We start from the raw sequence: 15,687 nt of genomic DNA, 5'->3' as shown, positions 1-15,687 counted from the left end.
TCGCAATTGATTGTTCCAGGTAAAGACCCCATATGGTCAGAAACGGCCACAGATGATACCTTCCAAGCCATCATTTTTCACCTGCATTCAAGGTGATTAGCTTATTCCGGAGACCCCGATGACCCAGATTTCCCAACAGGCCCTAGAAATTGCCGTCAAAGAATACCGAGACCCCTATCTCAACAAAGACCTGTACGAACTGGGTGCCGTAAAAAACCTGACCGCAGACGACAACGGCAAGGTCACTCTGATGGTGGAACTGCCGTACCCCTCTAAAGGCATCGCCGGCGGCCTGAAACAGATCGTCGCCAACGCCCTGGAATTTGTGGATGGTGTGGAAAGCGCCGAAGTCCACGTAGCCCAGAAAATCCACAGCTACAAAACCAACAAAGACCTGCCGGCCGTCCCCGGCGTGAAAAACATCATCGCAGTCGCCTCCGGCAAAGGCGGCGTCGGCAAATCCACCACTGCCGTCAACCTCGCTCTCGCCCTGCACGCCGAAGGCGCCAGGGTCGGCATCCTCGACGCCGACATCTACGGCCCCAGCATAGGCATGATGCTCGGCGTACCCGAAGGCAAACGCCCGGACGTGCGAGAAAACAAATACTTCTTCCCCATGCAGGCCCACGGCCTGCAAGCCAACTCCATGGCCTTTGTCACCACCGACAAAACCCCCATGGTCTGGCGCGGCCCTATGGTCAGCGGCGCCGTCATGCAGCTACTCCAGCAAACCCTCTGGGATGAGCTCGACTACCTTATCATCGACATGCCCCCTGGCACCGGCGACATCCAGCTCACCCTGGCCCAGAAAGTCCCGGTCACCGGCGCCATCATCGTCACCACCCCCCAGGACATCGCCCTGCTGGACGGCAAAAAAGGCATCGAAATGTTCCGCAAAGTCGACATCCCGGTACTGGGCGTGGTCGAAAACATGAGCGTCCACATCTGCTCCAACTGCGGCCATGAAGAACCCCTCTTCGGCCACGGCGGCGGCGAACGCATCGCCGAAGAATACGAAACCACCCTCCTGGGCCAGCTACCCCTGCACATGACCATCCGCGAACAAACCGACAGTGGCGCCCCGACCGTCGCGGCTGAACCGGATTCCGAAGTGGCCCGGCGCTATCTGGATATCGCCAGAAGAGTGGGGGCGGAGTTGTCTACCCGGGAGCGGAATCTTGGTGGCACTATCTCCAGTGTTTCCGTCACCGAGCACTAACGAGTTAAGCCAATAGGTAGTTTTAGTCAGGCGAGTAAGAATATACCTCGTATGTGGCGCAGCTCTGTTGGCGGCGATTCCACCAGAGTTTTGTCGGCAGGGGCAGGGATAGCTTTCCAAAAATCTCGTAGGCCATGGATGGCCGGAGCGAAGCGCACATGGATGTGCTCGTAGCGTTTTTTGGAAAGCTATCCCTGCTCCTGCCAAGCTCCAAACCAAGAAGGCTAGGAGGTCCAAGCGCCAGACCTTCGACAGGCACCAAGGTACAAGGTAAACTACGCCCCAATTTTTCCCAGCTGGAAACGAGAATTCACCATGAGCATCAAGTCCGATAAGTGGATCCGCCGGATGTCCGAACAGCACGGCATGATCGAACCCTTCGAAGCCGGGCAAGTTCGTGAAAACGAAAAAGGCCGCGTCATCTCCTACGGCACCTCAAGCTACGGCTACGACGTACGCTGCAGCAACGAATTCAAAATCTTCACCAACGTCCACAGCGCCACCGTAGACCCCAAAAACTTCGATGAAAACAGCTTCGTCAACTACACCGGCGACGTCTGCATCATTCCGCCGAATAGCTTCGCCCTGGCGCGCACCGTTGAATACTTCCGCATCCCCAGAAGCGTGCTCACCATCTGCCTGGGCAAAAGCACCTACGCCCGCTGCGGCATCATCGTCAACGTTACCCCGCTGGAACCGGAGTGGGAAGGCCAGGTCACCCTGGAATTCTCCAACACCACCAACCTGCCAGCGAAAATCTACGCCAATGAAGGTGTTGCCCAGATGCTGTTCTTCGAATCCGATGAAATCTGCGAAACCAGCTACAAAGACCGTGGCGGCAAGTACCTTGGCCAGACCGGCGTGACCCTTCCCAGGACATGAACGCCAACCAGTTTCTGAAAGCCGTCTCACAACTGCAGGGCTGGCGCGAATGCGCCTTCCTGCTGACCCTGGCCGAACGGGCCTTTCCCAACTACGCCCTGTTCGCTGATGCCGTTGGCATGAAAAGCGGTGGCAAGATGCGCCAGCTGCTGGACCTGGCCTGGGACACACTCCAGCAGGAGGCCACCGAAGCGGCCATTCCCCAACTGCTGACCAAGCTCGAAAGCCTGAGCCCCAGCGTGGACGACTACGACGCCTACGGCGTGTACCCGGCCTTCGACTTCTGCCAGTTGCTGGAACAGGCACTGCTCAACCGACTGAACCCCAATAAACACCGCGCAACCGACGCATCCCAGCTGGCCACCAGGACCATTATGGACTTTGTGGAAATGTCCGAGGGTGAAGAGCTGGATGAAGACCAGCTGGTGCGCCTGTTTGAACAGCACCCTCTGCTCAAGGAAGACAAAATCTTCCAGCGTGACACTGTACTCGCGCTCAAGCGCCAGCGTACGCCGCTGGAAGACTTTATTGCCGAACTCAAAGCGGAAGCCGCCAACGACGGCGTCAGCAATCTCGGTATTTCCCTCGATAGCTGAGCCGTTCCGGCTCACGCTACACTTATCAGCTACCTATTGAATTGCCTGTTGAACGGATAAGCGCCATGAAACTCTCTGCTTTTGGTCGTAAGTTCACCGCCGACGCCGGTATCACCTCCCTGATGGATGACCTGGGTAACGCCATGGCCTCTGGTGAGGGGATGATCATGATGGGTGGGGGCAACCCCGGACATATTCCCGAGATTCAGGAACGGGTGCAGGAAATTCTGGCGGGCATCGCGGCAGATGAGGGGCAGATGCGCCGGCTGGTCGGGATTTATGATCCCCCCCAGGGAGAGAAGCAGTTTATCGCCTCGCTGACGGAATTGCTGAACAAGGAATACAACTGGGGGCTGAAGCCCGAGAACATCGCCCTGACCAATGGCAGCCAAGCGGCTTTCTTCATGCTGTTCAACATGTTCGGCGGCGACTACGGCGATGGACACCGTAAACACATTCTGTTGCCGTTGGCACCGGAATACATTGGTTATGCCGATGCCGGTATCGAGCCCGGTCTGTTTCAGGCGGTCAGGCCCGATATTTCCTTCACCGACGCCCATGAATTCAAGTATCGGGTGGATTTTGATGCCGTGGAGGTCACCGGAGAAACCGGCGCTATCTGTGTATCCCGGCCCACCAATCCGACTGGCAATGTGATAACCGACGAGGAGTTAGCACGGCTTGAGGGCCTGGCCAGGCAGCACGATATACCGCTGATTGTGGACGGAGCCTATGGCACACCATTCCCCAGCCTGTTATTTGTGGATGCTCAGCCTACCTGGAATGAGCAAGTCATTCTGTGCCTGAGTCTGTCCAAGCTGGGGCTGCCGGCGGCTCGTACTGGCATCGTGATCGCGGCGGAGCCGATCATCAAGGCGCTGTCTGGCATCAACGCCATCATGAACCTGGCGACCGGGAGTTTTGGTGCCATGCTGGCCGAGCCTTTGGTGCGCTCTGGTGAGATCCTGTCATTGAGTCGTGATGTGGTTTGTCCGTTTTATAAAGCCAAGATGGAAAGAGCTGTGGAGGCTTTTCGTGACGCCATGGGTGAGGACAGTTGCCGCTGGTATATCCACAAACCAGAGGGTGCCATGTTCCTGTGGCTGTGGTTTCCTGATCTGCCGATTTCCAGCCTGGCGCTATATCAGCGCCTGAAGCAGAGAGGGGTGCTGGTGGTGTCTGGCCATTACTTCTTCCCGGGCTTGCCGGAAGATGACTGGCGCCACCGTCACGAGTGCCTGCGTGTCACCTACTCCCAGGACGACGCGCAGGTGGCAGAAGGGCTGAGAATTATCGCGGATGAGGTTAAAGCGGTCTGGGCGGAATCCGGCCGCTAGGGCCGGAACCGCCCGACTGTGAATCAGTCCCGAATGGTCGCGTCTTTCAGCTTCAGCTCATACTCGCTGCCATCCGGCTCTACCTGCAGTAATCTGAGCAGCAGGTGGCCCTGGTTGGGGTCTATCCACATCAGCGTCTGGCGCTTGGAATCCTCGCCGCGCACCTTTTCCACCTTCAGAGTTTGGGTTGTCTGACCATTGGTGTTGATGATGCTGTCATCGTCAACCACCGCGAAACGATCCTCGTTGTAGCGGCCCTTATCAATGATGTTGTAGGTCAGATCCCGTTTGCCGGCTTTTAAATCCTGGTGCATTTGCAGTTGGAAACCCAATGGATCCAGCGCACCGTCCTTGAGCTCCAGCTCAAAGGATTTGCCCCGGTATTTCCCTGTGGCAATGCCTGACTGCCAGTCGAAATCTATGGACTGCTCCCGGTTCCGGATCATCAGGCCCTTGAGGCTGTACCGATAACGCAGGGGAACCACGCGGTCATCTTCCCAGAGAAGGACCACCGATTCGTCGATATCGGCGATAAACGACCTCACCTGAGTGCGATAAAGCCAGACATTATTGCCCTGGTCGGTCAGGCTGCGCGTGCCGGCGCCACTGAGGCTAATGCCTTTTGACATGGATGCAGAGTAGGTGGCCTCGTGAGGGAAGAGGGCTGGGGTCGTGTCTTGAGTATCGGCTGCGGCAACCGTTAACGAGACCAGGCCGAACCAGAGTCCGGCCAGCCAGGTAGCGATGCGCAAGGATGCTCTGAGTGTCTTCATCCGGAGCCTCTTTCACTGTATGCGTTTGCAACAGTGTAGCTTTTCAAAAGCCCGAGGGGGATGACAATCTGTTCAGCTGGCGGGTAAGCGCATGGGTTGAGACAGCCGTTCGCCATCAAAGAGCACGCCGTCACTGGCCAGCTGAATCCTGCCTTCGCAAAACCAGCGTACAACGATGGGGTACAGCACGTGCTCCTGTTGCTGAACCCGCTCCGCCAGCGACTCAGGGGTGTCGTCGTGCTGAACGGGTACCTCGGCCTGGGCAATCACCGGCCCGCCATCCAGTTCCTCGGTAACAAAGTGGATGGATACTCCGTGCACCTTGTCGCCGGCTTCCAGCACTCGTTGGTGCGTGTTCAGGCCGGTGTAGGCTGGCAGCAGGGAAGGGTGAATGTTCAGCATTTTACCGCGGAAGGCCCGAACAAAGTCTTCGGTCAGAATCCGCATGAAGCCTGCCAGCACAATCAGGTCCGGATTATGGCGGCGGATCTCGGCCATCAGCGCGCCGTCGAACTCCTCCCGACTGCCGTAGTCCTTATGATTGATCACAAACGTTTTGATGTTCGCCTGGGCAGCCCGTTCGAGGGCAAAGGCCCCGGGTTTGTTGCAGCCTACTGCCACAATGTCGCCCGGGAAGTCCCGCTCCCGCGAGGCGTCGATCAACGCCTGCAGGTTGGTGCCGCTGCCTGAGGCCAGTACCAGGATGGTCGGGAGGGGGGCGGGATCAGCCTTCATGCCGTGAGTAACCCCGGTGCGTAGCGCACTTTCGGCTCGTCATCGGCTGTGCCGGCCGCCTCAATAACGCCTACCTGCCATACCTTTTCACCCATAGCGTTAAGAGCATCCATGGCCAATTCCTTCTGATCGGCAGGAACGCAGACAATCATCCCGATGCCGCAGTTAAAGGTGCGGTACATTTCCTCGCTGGCCACGCCGCCGGCGTCTTGCAGCCACTGAAACACCGGTGGAAGTTCCCAGCTCTGGGTGTCGATAGCGGCCACTGTGCCGGGTGGCAGAACCCTCGGAATATTCTCGGGCAGACCGCCGCCAGTGATATGGGACAGAGCCCGCACATCCACCTCACGAATGAGTTGCAGGATGTTTTTCACGTAGATACGGGTGGGCGCCATCAGCGCGTCAGCCAGGGTGTCTTCACCCAATGGCTGGTTGAGGTCGGCATTGCTGACTTCAATAATCTTGCGAATCAGCGAGTAACCGTTGGAGTGGGGGCCTGAAGAACCCAGGGCCAACATGACATCGCCCGGCTGAGTGCGGCTGCCATCGATGACTTCACTGCGCTCCACAACGCCCACACAGAAGCCGGCCAGGTCGTAGTCTTCGCCTTCGTACATGCCGGGCATTTCGGCGGTTTCGCCACCCACCAGTGCGCAGCCGGACAACTCGCAGCCCTTGCCAATGCCATCCACCACCTGGGCGGCAATATCCACGTTCAGTTTGCCGGTGGCATAGTAATCCAGGAAAAACAGCGGCTCCGCGCCACCGACGATCAAATCGTTCACGCACATGGCGACCAGATCAATGCCGATGCTGTCGTGTTTTTCGAGTTGCATCGCCAGGCGAAGTTTGGTGCCAACGCCGTCAGTGCCGGAAACCAGCACGGGCTCCCGATAACCGGCCGGGATGGAAACCATGGCACCGAAGCCGCCAAGCCCGCCGAGGACTTCGGGGCGGCGGGTGCGGGCTGCCGTGTTCTTGATGCGGTTGACCAGATCGTTACCTGCGTCAATATCAACGCCGGCGTCGCGATAGGTGAGGGAAGGCTTCTGTTCGCTCATGGAAATGTAACCGTTGGCCTGTGGGTCAGGCGGCGGATTTTAACAGGTGCGTCCGGGCGCTCCAACCGGAATTCGGCAAAGCGTGCAAATATTCAGAGTACATCATTGCCAACCTGCAACGGGGCCTTGCTACTCTCGTCTGTGGTGATGGTGTATCCTGTGCGCCAATCATGGGAACGGCAGGGTGTTACATGACTGGAACGGAAAAAAACGACGTTCGGGCTTTCCGGGCAATGACTTACTGGCTGGTGTTGGTCAGCGCGTTGTCCATGCTGCTGGCAGGGCCGGCTTCGGCGGTCACTGTATCGGGATTGTATAACGTTGAGGTGGCGGTGAACGGAACCTCCCAAAATGATCTCAGGACAGGTTACGCAGAGGGGCTCCGGCGGGTAATGGTCAGGGTTTCCGGTACCCGGGATGTATTACAGCTTGAGGGCGCAGACGAGGTGCTCAAGGATGCGGAATCCCTGCTGCTGGCCTATCAGGTGCGCCGCGAGGCGGGTGAGTCCAGGTTGCAGATGAGTTTTGGCGCCGTTGGTGTCAATCGCGCCCTTGCTTCGATCAACGCTCCGGTCTGGGGGGCGAACCGCCCGCTGACGTTGGTTTGGGCCGCGATTGAAGACCGTGGCGAGCGGAAGTTGCTGACAGCCGCAACGGATGAAAGTGAGGCGGGCGGCAGTGCGGTTGCAGACTGGCGCCGGGCGTTTCTGGCCGCAGCGGAAGAGCGCGGCTTGCCCATAGCCTTCCCGCCAGAGGGTGCGCAGAGCGACCGTTCGCTGCTGTCAGACCTCTGGGGTCAATTTGTTGGCCGCATCAAGGAAGCATCGTCGGATTTGTCTCACGATGCATTGGCGCTCATGCGCGTCAGTCGCTCGGGTGGTCAATGGCGAGCGGGCTGGGTGTTCGATGGTATGAGCATGGATGCCTCTGAACAATCGGTGACTGCAGCAGACCCGGAAGAGCTCGCGCGGCGTGTGGTTGGGCGTTGGGCCGATGCCTATGCCAGCCGCTATGCGGTTGCTGCTGGTGAGGTGGGCGAGTCCCCGCGAGTGGATATCGTGCTTGAGGGTGTCAATACCCTTGCGGACTACGGCAATGTCGGAAAAGCGCTGACCAGCTTTACGCCAGTGGTGTCTGTTGGTGCCTCCAGGGTTCGCAGCGAGCGTATGACAGTGCAAGTCACCTTTACCGGTGAGCTGGATCAACTGAAAGAGTACATTGCCCTGGATCCCCGCTTTGTGGTCATGGAGGGGCGTCCAGAGGAAACGGTATCTGCGCCACGAGCCGCTGCCGCATCGACCGGTGCCGAACCGCAAGGTGCTGAGGAGCCGGGCGAGCCTGGCGATCAGTATCCGGGAGATGCCATGTTCGTGTATCAGCCGCTGGATGATGGTGACGAACAGGATGCCGAACAGGCTTTCGAATCCTTGTATCAAGTGCTTTACTATCGCTGGCAGCCGGCCCCGGTTGTCCGTGGTGGCGGCAGCTAAGCGACAGCGGAGGTCTGCACGTGACTTTGCAGCGTTGGCGATGGATTCCCAATGCCCTGACATTCCTGCGGATACTGCTCATTATCCCGTTTGCCTGGGCATTGCTTGAGGGAAATTATCGCCAGTCGTTGTTTATTTTCTTTCTTGCCGCCGCAACAGACGCCCTGGATGGCTTTCTTGCGCGGCAGTTTAACTGGCGTTCCCGTCTTGGTGCCATTGCGGACCCCTTAGCAGACAAAGCGCTACTGATCACCGCTTATCTGATGCTGACCATCACCGGTATTATCCCGCTTTGGCTTTTTGTGCTGTTGCTGGGCCGGGATCTGGTCATTGTTGGCGGTGCGTTGATGTATCACTATTGTGTTGGCCGATTTGAAATGGAACCGAGTATTCCGGGAAAGATTAATACCTTTATCCAGATTCTCGTGGCGTTGGCCATTATTATTCTGATGGCTGATCTGCCGATGCAGCCCTGGGTTATGGAAATCGGGATTCTGCTGGTGGCCCTGTCCGCCATATTCAGCGGTTGTCACTACATTCTGGTTTGGGGTGCGCGCGCATGGAGAGCCAAACGCTCATGATTCCCTCACAGATGGTGCTTGGGGTGAAGCTGCGTGATGACGCACGGTTTGATAACTTCCACGGTGATCGCAATCATGATGCGGCGCACCGTTTGAGAGCGGTTTGCGCGCAACCGGCCGGAGCCCCCGTTGTGGTGATCTGTGGTGACTCCGACACCGGCAAAAGTCATCTGCTGCAAGCGGTCTGTCATTTTTCCGAGCAGCGGGGCCAAAGTGCGGTCTGTGTCAGTATCGGAGAACTGATGCCCTTTGGGCCGGAGGCGCTCGCAGGGTTGGAAGGGTATGAGGTGGTTTGCCTGGATGACCTTAACCTGATCGCGGGTGATGGTCTCTGGGAGGAAGCCGTTTTCCATTTATATAACCGGATTCTGGACCGCCAGGGGTTGCTGATGGTGACCCTGTCGGAGGTGCCGGCGGCGTTGCCGTTTGGGCTGGCCGACCTTGGTTCCCGGCTTGCGCACGGCTTGCTGGTACAGCTTGGTGTTTACCGGGATGAAGACCGGTCAAGAATTTTGATGGCCAGGGCAGAACAGCGTGGTCTGGTGATGAGCGATGATGTGGCCGGATTTATCATGCGCCGGGCTCCGCGCCGTCTTGGTCAACTGCTCGGGATTCTGGATAAACTGGATGAGAATTCCCTGCAGGCCCAGCGCAGATTAACCATTCCGTTTGTGAAGTCGGTAATGGGGTGGTAACAACGGATTTATAACGATAAAGGCCATTGGAGAGACGACATGAGACGGGTTGTATTCAATCAGAAAGGTGGTGTGGGGAAATCCAGCATCACATGTAACCTGGCTGCGATCAGCGCGGCCCGGGGCAAGCGCACCCTGGTTGTGGATCTGGATCCACAGGGTAATTCAACACACTATCTGCTCGGCAAGCCGGCGTCTGAACTGAAGGACACCGCCGCGGATCTTCTTGAACAGACCGTGGCCTTCAGTATGTTCACCCGCCGCCCGGATGAATTTGTGCATGCCTCATCTTTCGACAACTTGTTCGTTCTGCCGTCCAGCCCCGAGCTGGATTTTCTGGAGCGCAAGCTCGAGGCTAAGCACAAGATCTACAAGCTTCGTGAGTTCTTGAAAAAACTCAGCGATTCCTTCGATGAGATCTACATCGATACCGCGCCCGCCCTTAATTTCTATACACGCTCGGCCTTGATTGCGGCCCAGCGGTGTTTGATTCCTTTCGACTGTGATGATTTCTCACGCCAGGCGTTATACAACATTTTGCATGAAATCAAAGAGCTGCAGGAGGATCATAATCAGGAATTGGTGGTGGAGGGAATCATCGCCAACCAGTTCCAGCCGCGTGCCAGCCTGCCCAAGCAGTTGGTTAAAGAGCTGACAGAAGAGGGTTTGCCGGTATTGCCGGTGCGCCTGTCCAGTTCGGTGAAAATGAAAGAATCTCATCAAAGCCGGCAGCCGCTGATTCATATGGCTCCCAAGCACGCGTTGACCCGACAGTTTGAAGACCTGTATCGGGTGCTGCATGGTGAGTCAGTCGAGCTCGAACCCCTGGCCGATTGATGACGTGATCATGAGTAATCGTGCAAATCAGGTAGATCAGGTGACGGACAGTCTGTTGCGGATAGAGATAGAACTCCGGCGCCTGGAAGTGTGGGAGGACAGCCCGCCGCCGGAGCACGCGTTTCTGAGCACCCAGCCATTCTGCCTCGACACCATGGCGTTCACCCAGTGGCTGCAGTTTGTCTTCTTGCAGAAGATGAAGGTACTGGTGGAGACAGGGCAACCGCTACCGTCCGTGTCTGGTATTGCGCCTATGGCTGAGGAGCACTTCCGGGGCCGGATGCAATCTGGCCAGCGCCTGGTTCAGGCGCTGGAAGAGATGGATCGGTTGTTGTCAGATAGCTGAGCGTAGCGTCGGGCGCGCTTACTCCAGCCGCATGGAGAGATCGATGGCCCGGACATCTTTGGTCAGGGCGCCGATGGAGATGTAATCCACGCCTGTTTCCGCTATCGGAACCAGTGTCTGCGCGTTGATGCCGCCGGAGGCTTCCAGCTTTGCCTTGCCGGCGGTAATGCGCACCGCTTCAATCATGTCCTCAAGCGAAAATTCATCCAGCATAATGATGTCGGCCCCTGCGCTCAGGGCCTGATTCAGCTCGTCCATCGATTCCGTTTCCACCTCTACCGGGCGACCCGGAGCAATGCGCCTGGCCTCACGGATGGCGCTGGCAATCGAGCCGCAGGCGGCAATGTGGTTTTCCTTGATCAGGAAGGCGTCCCAAAGGCCCAGTCGGTGGTTATCGCAATCGCCACAGGTGACCGCATATTTTTGCGCCAGTCGCATGCCTGGCAGGGTTTTCCGGGTATCGAGTAGCCTTACACGGGTGTGGGAGACCTTTGCCGCATAGGCTGCGCAGCTGGTGGCAACGCCAGACAGTGTTTGCAGCCAGTTAAGGGCGGCTCGCTCTGCGGTCAGGAGTGAGCGGGCGGGCCCTGCCATCCGGAAGATCACGTCGTCGGCGGCAAGGTCGTCGCCGTCCTGAAAGAACCAGGTCAATTCGACGGCGGGGTCCACCTGGCGGAATACCTCCTCCACCCAAGCTCTGCCAGACAGGCGAGCCGGTTCACGAGTGATCACCCGGCCGGTAGCGTTTTTGTCCGCCGGAATCAGCATGGCGGTAATGTCGCCATCACCGATGTCTTCGCGAAGGCTTTGGGCAACGGATTCAATTCGGGCCTGGCGGAGCAGTTCAGGGGCAATCATGTCGGGTGTCCGGCGGTTTGGATGAGTTGAAATCTGCGAGCCCGGCAATTCTACTGCCAGGCTGCCGTTTCGCAAAATGCCCTTGGCAATAACTGCTAAAATGTGACGCAAGTCGTCTCTACACAAAAGGTGACAAATTCTGACACAAGGTGACGATGATCGGCCGTATCATGTCATTAATAGAAAATCCCAGTGATATTGCCGATCAACACCGGAGCATCTCCATGGCGCACGATAACAAGGTTGTCCGTTTATCCGGCCAGAAACCGGTGGGTCCGTTTTCGCTTCCGCCTACGCTCATTCGCTTGCGTGACGTATCTGGTCAGTCATTGAAATCGGTTCTCGGCTCGTTCTTTGAACAAGCCGATGACAGCCTGTTCGCTCTCTCAGACCGAGCCGGATCCAATCAGGATCAGGCAGCCTACTTCGATGCCATGCGTGAGCTCAGGCTTCGGCGCAAATCGATTGCGGTATCAATGCTTCAGTACGTCAGCCAGGCTTTCAATGATTTTGGTCGCTTCAAACCTCTGCGCTCAGGCTCGTCACTGGAGGAGGTTGACCAGGATTCTTTGAGCCTGGTGGACCATTCCGAGCTTGAGCAACAGGTTGCGATCGATAACCTTCTGAACAGATTGCGTAACCGCTACCAGGAGCCGGTCCAGATGTTGGCGGCTCGGGTGCGGCATTTGATGCCGGATGTCCAGTTTTCGGATGATCAGATGCCTTTGAGTCCTGAAGTGATCTGTGGGGCGATTGCAGAGGCATGTGCAGACCTCGATATTGATATTCGCGCCAAACTGGTTGTACTCAAACTCTTTGAACGGTTGTTGGTAGACAAGTTAGGGGAATTCTACGAGCAGGCTAATAAAACATTAATAGCCGAGGGGGTTCTGCCAGACATGCGTCGGGTGCCGGCAGCGGGTTCAGCCGGAGCAACGAAGAGGCGACCGGCAGGGCCGGCCGGCACGTCCGAGCCGCCTGAACATCCATCGGGCCCCCAGGCGCCGTTTACCGCTAGCGCGGGTGCTTCGAGTTTTCCAACGTTCTCCGAGTTGAGTGCACTTCTGCATCAAGGTGAGTCATCATCTTCGGGAATGAGCCTGCCTGCCGGCGCTGTTACGCTTGATACCGTTGATTTGATGGCTCGCCTCAGCAACTTGCAGAATTCTTTGCCGCCGGTTTCAGATGCCACTGTGGTGCCATTACGGCAGCAAATAGTTGCTGTGCTGCAACAGCCAGATGGGCAAAAAGCATCACTTGGGCAGGTGGATGGCGATGTTATCAACCTGGTCTCGATGTTGTTTGATTTCATACTGGAAGACCGTCAGCTTCATCCGGTTATGAAAGCATTAATCGGCCGCTTGCAGATTCCGGTTCTGAAAGTTGCCCTGAAGGATCGGAACTTCTTTAACCGTGGCGGCCACCCGGTCAGAAAGCTGCTTAATGAAATGGCGTTGTCGGCTATTGGCTGGGCTGAAAAGCGCCAGGGTATGCGAGACCCACTCCGGGAAAAGATTGAAGAAGTGGTCGATCGTGTCCTGAACGAGTTCACCGACAATGTCGGATTGTTTGATGAACTGCTGAAGGATTTCGGACACTTCATGGATCTGGATCGGCGCCGTCGTGAGCTGGTGGAGCAGCGCCTTCGGGATGCCGAGGAAGGCCGGGCTCGTCAGGAGCGCGCAAGTCAGGCCGCCAACAATCTCATTCAGGAAGAGACCGCGGGGCGGGATATTCCGGCTGCAGTGATGCAGATTCTCAGCGAGCCATGGACTCGTTATCTGCAGTGGGTGGTGCTGCGTCAGGGCGAAGCGAGCCCGCAGTGGCAATCCGCCTGTGCGGTCACCGAGCGTCTGATCTGGAGTGTGGACCCAAGGCCGGTATCGGATGAAACCCGCTCTGAGCTGCTTCGGGTAATACCGGAGGTGGTCGAGGACCTTCGCAGTGCTTTGCAGGAAATTTCCTGGGACCCGTTCTCAACCGACGCTGCCATTCGTGACCTGGAACTGGCTCATGTTGATGTTTTCCAGAAACTGGTAACGGCACCGGTCAGCGACGCCGGGAAGGCGCCAGAAGACCATGCCATGGCCGAAGAGGAGCTGGATCAGCCGGAGCAAATGCTGGCGCCTCCGGAACCTCAGGTGGATGCCGGTGCCCCAGAGCAAGTCGCGCAGCCTGAAATCGAACCGGTCGCGGCAGAGAGCGTTCAGAGTGACGCGCAGCCGGCAACGGAAGAGCCGGTGGCTGTTGAAGAAACGCCGTCTGCTCCGGTTGTTGCGGCGGAATGGCTGGCCCGGGCGGATCAGCTTCGGGTTGGCTCGTGGATCGAGATGGTGCGCGATGATACCCGTGTGCGCTGCAAGCTGGCAGCCTTCATCAAGGCAACCGGCAAGTATATTTTCGTCAATCGCAGCGGCGCCAAGGTGGCAGAGTACCATCGGGATGACCTGGCGGTAGCGCTGCAGGATGGTGGTATTACGCTGCTGGATGACGGCCTGATTTTTGACCGGGCCCTGGAATCCATCATTGATAACCTCCGCCATAGTCGAAAGGACTGAAGGCCCCGCTCCGTACCCGGCAGTCCATAGCATCCACCGTCGCTTTATGATTCAATCCATTGGACATTACTAAGCGACAGTGGGTACGCCTTGCCAATCTCTGAACAAGTTAACCAAGACCGCAAACCTGACAACAACTCACTTGCTCGTCAGGCAGAACAGTTAAGGCAGACGGGCCGCTACCCCGGAAGCCGTTGGGTGGCCTCGCCAAATTTTGGTCCAAGACCTGACGGCATGCCTATTTCCCTGCTGGTGGTTCACAGCATCAGCTTGCCTCCCGGTCAGTTTGGTGGAACAGAGATCGAAGACTTTTTCTGCAACCGGCTGGACCCGGCCGCTCATCCCTACTTTGAAACCATCGCTGCCATGAAAGTTTCGGCCCACGCACTGGTACGCCGTGACGGATCGGTGGTGCAGTTTGTCAGCTGCCTGGACCGGGCCTGGCATGCTGGCAGATCCTGCTTTGATGGCCAGAAGGAGTGCAACGATTTCTCCATCGGCATCGAGCTGGAAGGCGCAGACGATATTCCCTACACGGCTGAGCAGTACCGCACGCTCGCGAATATGGCGCGGCTGACGATGATTGCCTGGCCTGAGATAAGCGTGGAGCGCATTACCGGCCACAGTGATATTGCGCCAGGCCGAAAAACCGACCCCGGGCCAGCCTTCGACTGGCCATGCTTTGTTCAGTTGTTGGCGCATGAGGAGATCAGCTGAATGGTGTTTGTCGTTTTTCTGTTGGCATACCTGATCCGCCGCCGACTGGATGGCCGGGACCGACTTGATGGCGATGTGCTTTGGCGTGCCTGGTTTCACCGGGGTGCAACCATCCAGGCTGGAAAGGAAAGTGCCATGGCAGCAGGATTGGTATGGGTGTTAGTGCCGGCTCTGGTGCTGGCGGGTGTCGTCTTTGCGTTGGAATGGAACGGGTTAAGGCTGGCAGCTTATCCGCTGGAGCTGATCCTGCTGGTACTGCTGATGGGCGCGCCTGGTTGGCGGCAGCAGCTCCATGACTATTCGGATGCCTGGAGCCGGGGCGACATGCAAGCCGCCTGGCGCCATATCCAGAACCGATTACCACCGGAAGAGCGGGGCGCAGCGCTTTCGCCAGAGGCCATGCATCTGTCGCTTTCCAAGGCACTGGTGGTCGGGGTTTTCGAGCGGTTCTTCCTGGTGGCTTTCTGGTATGTGGTCGGCGGCATTGGCGCTGCATTGGTTGCCCGGGGCCTGGTGGCGTTAGCTGAACAGTGGCCACAGCAGGCAGCCCGGGCCCGTTTCCGGACACTGGCCAACCTTGTCAGCTGGATTCCGGCCCGTTTACTTTCATGCACCCTGGGGCTGGCCGGAGATTTCGCTGGCTGGTCGAAGGAGGCGAAGAAAGTGTTGCCCGGTTTTGGAAGAAAAACCTCGGAGGTCCTCATGATTTCCGCAAACGGGTCGTTAACCAGGTATGCGCTTGATCCAGCCCAGTTTGCGCGGTTGCACCCGGATGAGTGGACAGGGTTTGGCAGGAGTAGCCTTGCAGCTATAAGAGGGCTGCTTAACCGGAGCATGTTGGTTTGGATCTGTGCTGCCGCGTTGTTAGTGATTGCTGGCGTGGTCTGAGCAGTGTCATAAAACATTACAGAATAACACTTAAAGGTGATTAAGTTTTTCCGACCTTGGGCGATAATCAAACAAAGAATAAAGATTCAGTTATTAGAATCAGCGAGAGGGCAC

At 57.4% G+C, this 15,687-nt stretch carries 16 protein-coding genes; 12 read left to right on the top strand and 4 right to left on the bottom strand.

The window, feature by feature from the left end:
• The first annotated feature begins 118 nt into the window (after nt 1-118).
• From apbC to ABIE59_RS14660, 4 genes are all read left to right on the top strand, one after another.
• A complete protein-coding gene (apbC, locus tag ABIE59_RS14675; RefSeq protein WP_354448046.1) occupies nt 119-1,219 on the top strand; it encodes an iron-sulfur cluster carrier protein ApbC in 1,101 nt (366 codons plus the stop codon).
• A 315-nt stretch (nt 1,220-1,534) separates the two neighbouring features.
• A complete protein-coding gene (dcd, locus tag ABIE59_RS14670; RefSeq protein WP_022990087.1) occupies nt 1,535-2,101 on the top strand; it encodes a dCTP deaminase in 567 nt (188 codons plus the stop codon).
• A complete protein-coding gene (locus ABIE59_RS14665; RefSeq protein WP_354448043.1) occupies nt 2,098-2,697 on the top strand; it encodes a YjaG family protein in 600 nt (199 codons plus the stop codon). Before dcd ends, ABIE59_RS14665 begins: the two co-directional genes overlap by 4 nt.
• A gap of 65 nt (nt 2,698-2,762) precedes the next feature.
• Nucleotides 2,763-4,034, top strand: a complete 1,272-nt coding sequence (locus tag ABIE59_RS14660; RefSeq protein WP_354448041.1) for a valine--pyruvate transaminase — start codon at nt 2,763-2,765, stop codon at nt 4,032-4,034.
• Nucleotides 4,035-4,057: 23 nt separating this feature from the next.
• Here ABIE59_RS14660 and ABIE59_RS14655 read toward each other — a convergent pair whose 3' ends face one another.
• From ABIE59_RS14655 to purM, 3 genes are all read right to left on the bottom strand, one after another.
• Nucleotides 4,058-4,807 carry a DUF3108 domain-containing protein gene (locus ABIE59_RS14655; protein WP_354448039.1) on the bottom strand — a complete coding sequence of 250 codons (750 nt, stop codon included), beginning with the start codon at nt 4,805-4,807 and terminating at the stop codon, nt 4,058-4,060.
• A gap of 72 nt (nt 4,808-4,879) precedes the next feature.
• Nucleotides 4,880-5,542: a phosphoribosylglycinamide formyltransferase gene (purN, locus tag ABIE59_RS14650; RefSeq protein WP_354448037.1), complete on the bottom strand. Its 663-nt coding sequence runs from the start codon at nt 5,540-5,542 to the stop codon at nt 4,880-4,882.
• A complete protein-coding gene (purM, locus tag ABIE59_RS14645) occupies nt 5,539-6,603 on the bottom strand; it encodes a phosphoribosylformylglycinamidine cyclo-ligase (protein WP_354448035.1) in 1,065 nt (354 codons plus the stop codon). Before purM ends, purN begins: the two co-directional genes overlap by 4 nt.
• A 191-nt stretch (nt 6,604-6,794) precedes the next feature.
• On the opposite strand from purM, the gene ABIE59_RS14640 reads away from it, so the two are divergent.
• The 5 genes from ABIE59_RS14640 to ABIE59_RS14620 are packed head-to-tail and all read left to right on the top strand — an operon-like array spanning nt 6,795 to nt 10,552.
• Nucleotides 6,795-8,093: a DUF8605 domain-containing protein gene (locus ABIE59_RS14640; RefSeq protein ID WP_354448033.1), complete on the top strand. Its 1,299-nt coding sequence runs from the start codon at nt 6,795-6,797 to the stop codon at nt 8,091-8,093.
• Nucleotides 8,094-8,113: 20 nt separating this feature from the next.
• Complete coding sequence (locus tag ABIE59_RS14635) at nt 8,114-8,674, top strand: CDP-alcohol phosphatidyltransferase family protein (protein ID WP_354448031.1); 561 nt, start codon at nt 8,114-8,116, stop codon at nt 8,672-8,674.
• On the top strand, nt 8,671-9,369 hold the full coding sequence (hda, locus tag ABIE59_RS14630; protein ID WP_354448029.1) for a DnaA regulatory inactivator Hda: 699 nt from the start codon (nt 8,671-8,673) through the stop codon (nt 9,367-9,369). The genes ABIE59_RS14635 and hda overlap by 4 nt, the downstream gene beginning before the upstream one ends.
• 39 nt (nt 9,370-9,408) lie before the next feature.
• Complete coding sequence (locus ABIE59_RS14625; RefSeq protein ID WP_354448027.1) at nt 9,409-10,206, top strand: ParA family protein; 798 nt, start codon at nt 9,409-9,411, stop codon at nt 10,204-10,206.
• A 10-nt stretch (nt 10,207-10,216) separates the two neighbouring features.
• Complete coding sequence (locus ABIE59_RS14620; protein WP_354448025.1) at nt 10,217-10,552, top strand: YqcC family protein; 336 nt, start codon at nt 10,217-10,219, stop codon at nt 10,550-10,552.
• An 18-nt stretch (nt 10,553-10,570) separates the two neighbouring features.
• Here the strand turns inward: ABIE59_RS14620 and nadC are convergent, their stop codons facing one another.
• Nucleotides 10,571-11,410: a carboxylating nicotinate-nucleotide diphosphorylase gene (gene nadC / locus ABIE59_RS14615; RefSeq protein WP_354448023.1), complete on the bottom strand. Its 840-nt coding sequence runs from the start codon at nt 11,408-11,410 to the stop codon at nt 10,571-10,573.
• A 224-nt stretch (nt 11,411-11,634) separates the two neighbouring features.
• Here nadC and ABIE59_RS14610 point away from each other — a divergent pair, with 224 nt between their 5' ends.
• The 3 genes from ABIE59_RS14610 (at nt 11,635) to ampE (ending at nt 15,573) form a co-directional block, all read left to right on the top strand.
• A complete protein-coding gene (locus tag ABIE59_RS14610) occupies nt 11,635-13,968 on the top strand; it encodes a DUF1631 domain-containing protein (RefSeq protein ID WP_354448021.1) in 2,334 nt (777 codons plus the stop codon).
• 96 nt (nt 13,969-14,064) lie between these two features.
• The gene (ampD, locus tag ABIE59_RS14605; RefSeq protein WP_502915373.1) at nt 14,065-14,685 is read left to right on the top strand and encodes a 1,6-anhydro-N-acetylmuramyl-L-alanine amidase AmpD; all 621 of its coding nucleotides are present in this window, start codon (nt 14,065-14,067) and stop codon (nt 14,683-14,685) included.
• Nucleotides 14,686-15,573: a regulatory signaling modulator protein AmpE gene (ampE, locus tag ABIE59_RS14600; protein WP_354448019.1), complete on the top strand. Its 888-nt coding sequence runs from the start codon at nt 14,686-14,688 to the stop codon at nt 15,571-15,573.
• The last annotated feature ends 114 nt before the right edge of the window (nt 15,574-15,687 follow it).

Origin of the sequence: Marinobacter sp. MBR-99 (assembly GCF_040547575.1) — a bacterium.
Lineage (GTDB): Bacteria > Pseudomonadota > Gammaproteobacteria > Pseudomonadales > Oleiphilaceae > Marinobacter.
Note: the sequence above shows the minus strand (reverse complement) of the source record. Positions and strands in the feature narration are given on the sequence as shown.

Coding starts and splice junctions, on each gene's coding strand:
- apbC (WP_354448046.1), top strand. CDS start 119: ATGACCCAGATTTCCCAACAGGCCCTAGAAATTGCCGTCAAAGAATAC.
- dcd (WP_022990087.1), top strand. CDS start 1,535: ATGAGCATCAAGTCCGATAAGTGGATCCGCCGGATGTCCGAACAGCAC.
- ABIE59_RS14665 (WP_354448043.1), top strand. CDS start 2,098: ATGAACGCCAACCAGTTTCTGAAAGCCGTCTCACAACTGCAGGGCTGG.
- ABIE59_RS14660 (WP_354448041.1), top strand. CDS start 2,763: ATGAAACTCTCTGCTTTTGGTCGTAAGTTCACCGCCGACGCCGGTATC.
- ABIE59_RS14655 (WP_354448039.1), bottom strand. CDS start 4,807: ATGAAGACACTCAGAGCATCCTTGCGCATCGCTACCTGGCTGGCCGGA.
- purN (WP_354448037.1), bottom strand. CDS start 5,542: ATGAAGGCTGATCCCGCCCCCCTCCCGACCATCCTGGTACTGGCCTCA.
- purM (WP_354448035.1), bottom strand. CDS start 6,603: ATGAGCGAACAGAAGCCTTCCCTCACCTATCGCGACGCCGGCGTTGAT.
- ABIE59_RS14640 (WP_354448033.1), top strand. CDS start 6,795: ATGACTGGAACGGAAAAAAACGACGTTCGGGCTTTCCGGGCAATGACT.
- hda (WP_354448029.1), top strand. CDS start 8,671: ATGATTCCCTCACAGATGGTGCTTGGGGTGAAGCTGCGTGATGACGCA.
- ABIE59_RS14625 (WP_354448027.1), top strand. CDS start 9,409: ATGAGACGGGTTGTATTCAATCAGAAAGGTGGTGTGGGGAAATCCAGC.
- ABIE59_RS14620 (WP_354448025.1), top strand. CDS start 10,217: ATGAGTAATCGTGCAAATCAGGTAGATCAGGTGACGGACAGTCTGTTG.
- nadC (WP_354448023.1), bottom strand. CDS start 11,410: ATGATTGCCCCTGAACTGCTCCGCCAGGCCCGAATTGAATCCGTTGCC.
- ABIE59_RS14610 (WP_354448021.1), top strand. CDS start 11,635: ATGGCGCACGATAACAAGGTTGTCCGTTTATCCGGCCAGAAACCGGTG.
- ampE (WP_354448019.1), top strand. CDS start 14,686: ATGGTGTTTGTCGTTTTTCTGTTGGCATACCTGATCCGCCGCCGACTG.